This is a genomic window from Capnocytophaga sp. oral taxon 329 str. F0087, assembly GCF_000213295.2.
Taxonomy (GTDB): Bacteria; Bacteroidota; Bacteroidia; order Flavobacteriales; family Flavobacteriaceae; genus Capnocytophaga; species Capnocytophaga leadbetteri_A.
On sequence record NZ_KN390080.1, the window covers coordinates 1 to 2,678 of the forward strand.

A 2,678-nucleotide genomic window follows, 5' to 3' on the forward strand; every position below is an offset into this window, starting at 1 on the left:
AAAAGTACAGCTTTTCAGTATATCTACCAAATTTTTTACTAATTATTTTTTATAATAGTATTTAAAACGCTGATTGTCAGTTGTTAATTGTTATAACTAAACCTTAACACCTACCTCCTCTTAAACACCGCTACCGCTAAAAATACTACCAATGAAGGCAACACCCATTCCAAATCATATGCCGCTAAGGGTAGCTGTTTTTTAAGTTCATATAATCCTCCCAAAGGCAACTTCAGATTGTTACACGTATCAATGAGCGACAGCAGTGCAGTCGTCAGCACACTCGCTATATAAGGCGCAGGCGTCCGCACCCAATTGCTGAAAACCAATACACATAAGATAATCGTAAACACTATCGGGTAGATAAACACCAATATATGTCCCGCATAGGCTATGATACTATCCACACTATTCACCGATAGCACCACCGCTATAAGCGTACACAGCACCGCCCCCATTTTATAAGGCAAACGCCCTTTGGTAAATTCTTCAAAAAACGAACTTACAGCCGAGATAAGCGCAATCGCAGTCGTCAAACACGCAAAGCCAATAGCCGCCGCCACCGCCATTGTGCCCCAATGCCCTAATACAGAGTGCGATATGTGCAATAACAGCTTTGTGCGCGTACTTCCCTCATTCAGAGGATATCCCGAGGTCGCCCCTAAGTAAATCAACCCTCCATAGATAAAAAGCAAACATAAGGTCGATACCATTCCTGACAATAGCGTCATTTTAGTGCGTTTCGCAGGCGAACTAAACCCTTTATTCACCACAGCCGCTATGATGATGCTCGCAAAAATCACTGAGGCAAGCACATCCATTGTTTGGTAGCCCTCCGTGAAGCCCAACACAAAACTTTCCGTAGCCGTCATCGAGGTAGGCTCAATGGCAGCAGTAGGGTATAGCATCCCAAATATGATGAGCAAAAACAAGACAAACAACAGAAATGGCGTCAGAAACCGACCTATAATATCTACTATTTTAGTTTTTGAAATCGATAGAATAAGAGCAGTGCCGAAGAAAAGAATAGAAAACCAAATCGGCGAAAAGTCGGGTAGGAGAGGGTGTATCCCTATCTCAAAAGTAGTCGCTCCTGTACGAGGCAAGGCTACCAGCGGACCTATACATAATATGATGAGCAGCGTCAGTAGCCTCACAAGGGTAGGGTGCAACAGCAGCCCCAAGTCAGTAAACTGTTTCCCCACTTTCGACACCATCAGCACCCCTAAAAAAGGCGCAAGTATAGCAGTGATAAAAAGCCCGATGAGTGCCCAAGGCCATTCATACCCCACTCTTATCCCTATAAAAGGCGGAAAAATAAGATTACCAGCCCCAAAGAACATAGCAAAAAGAGCAAAGCCCACAGTAGTAACCGTAGTCCATTTATGTTTAGATAGATGCTTCATAACCTCAAACTGATAAAATAAGCGCAAAAAAAATAAAAAAAATAGAATAAAACAAACTTTATACAATAATTAACACTAAGTAAATCAACAAATCGACAAATTTGCTAATTAACAAATTATTTTTCGTATTTTTGCCTCCGAAACAAAAAAAACAAATACCTAATACCGATGCGAACCTTAGTAATAGGCGATATACACGGGGCAATCAAAGCCCTCACACAAGTCCTTGAGCGTGCCGACATTCAGCCCACCGACCATCTTATCTTTCTTGGTGATTATGCCGATGGCTGGAGTCAGACCCCCGAAGTCCTCGATTTTCTCATCTCCTACCAGCACCAGCAGCGCTGTCTCTTCTTGCGCGGCAACCACGATGCCCTTTGCTACGATTTCCTACAGGGAAAGAATATGGATACCCTCTGGCGATTACACGGCGGCAAGGCAACCGAAAAAGCCTACCAAAACGTTACCGAAACCCGCCGCCAAGCACATTTAGACTTCCTTGCCTCTCTACAAAATTATTACTTAGACGCTCAAAACCGCCTCTTCTTGCACGCCGGATTTACCAACCTACGCGGCATCGCCTACGAGCACTTCCCCGAAATGTATTATTGGGACAGAACCCTATGGGAGCTTGCCCAGAGCAGCACCCTGTCGCCTACCGACCCTCACTACCCCAATCGCCTCAAGCTCTATACACATATTTATATAGGGCATACCCCTACCACTCGATTAGGAACAGATAAACCATTGTCTTTCAACGGAGTAACCAACGTCGATACAGGAGCAGCCTTCAAAGGGCGCATTACCATTATGGACATCGATACGCTACAGTACTGGCAAAGCGACCCCGTATACACCCTCTATCCCGATGAAGCCGGACGCAACCAATAACCCCTAAAAATCAATTTAAAATGAAATACCTAATATTTTTATTACCGCTATTCAGCTTAGCCCAACCCAATATGACTGACGTACAAGTCATTGAAAAACAACTAAAAATCGACAAGCGCCACATCGATTGGCATCTTTATGCCGAGCAACGCCTCAAGAGCGACACCCTCTACAAGCTTATTGCATTTCCTCTTACTCGCACAGCCCCTCACGCCGAGCAAGTACAGCACGATGCCTATATAATCCTGTATAATACTAATAATCATAAAGTTGAAAGTGCTTATATAACCGAAAACGAATGGAAAGAAAGTCCAGAGGCACGCATACAAGGCATCGAACTCAATCCTAACCAACAGCTTTTAGGCAAGCGCACCACGGCCT

The 2,678-nt window shown here is 44.1% G+C and carries 2 protein-coding genes and 1 pseudogene; 2 read left to right on the plus strand and 1 reads right to left on the minus strand.

What is annotated here, in order from left to right:
* Positions 1-110: 110 nt before the first annotated feature.
* A complete protein-coding gene (gene brnQ / locus HMPREF9074_RS11320) occupies positions 111-1,406 on the minus strand; it encodes a branched-chain amino acid transport system II carrier protein (protein WP_009733809.1) in 1,296 nt (431 codons plus the stop codon).
* Between the two features lie 168 nt (positions 1,407-1,574).
* Here brnQ and HMPREF9074_RS11325 point away from each other — a divergent pair, with 168 nt between their 5' ends.
* Both HMPREF9074_RS11325 and HMPREF9074_RS12485 read left to right on the plus strand, forming a co-directional pair.
* Complete coding sequence (locus tag HMPREF9074_RS11325; protein ID WP_009733810.1) at positions 1,575-2,297, plus strand: metallophosphoesterase; 723 nt, start codon at positions 1,575-1,577, stop codon at positions 2,295-2,297.
* Between the two features lie 20 nt (positions 2,298-2,317).
* Positions 2,318-2,678: pseudogene (locus HMPREF9074_RS12485) on the plus strand (hypothetical protein); the annotation flags it as partial.

What these genes read in the sequence shown, in the direction of transcription:
- brnQ (WP_009733809.1), bottom strand. Translation starts at nt 1,406, where the DNA reads ATGAAGCATCTATCTAAACATAAATGGACTACGGTTACTACTGTGGGC.
- HMPREF9074_RS11325 (WP_009733810.1), top strand. Translation starts at nt 1,575, where the DNA reads ATGCGAACCTTAGTAATAGGCGATATACACGGGGCAATCAAAGCCCTC.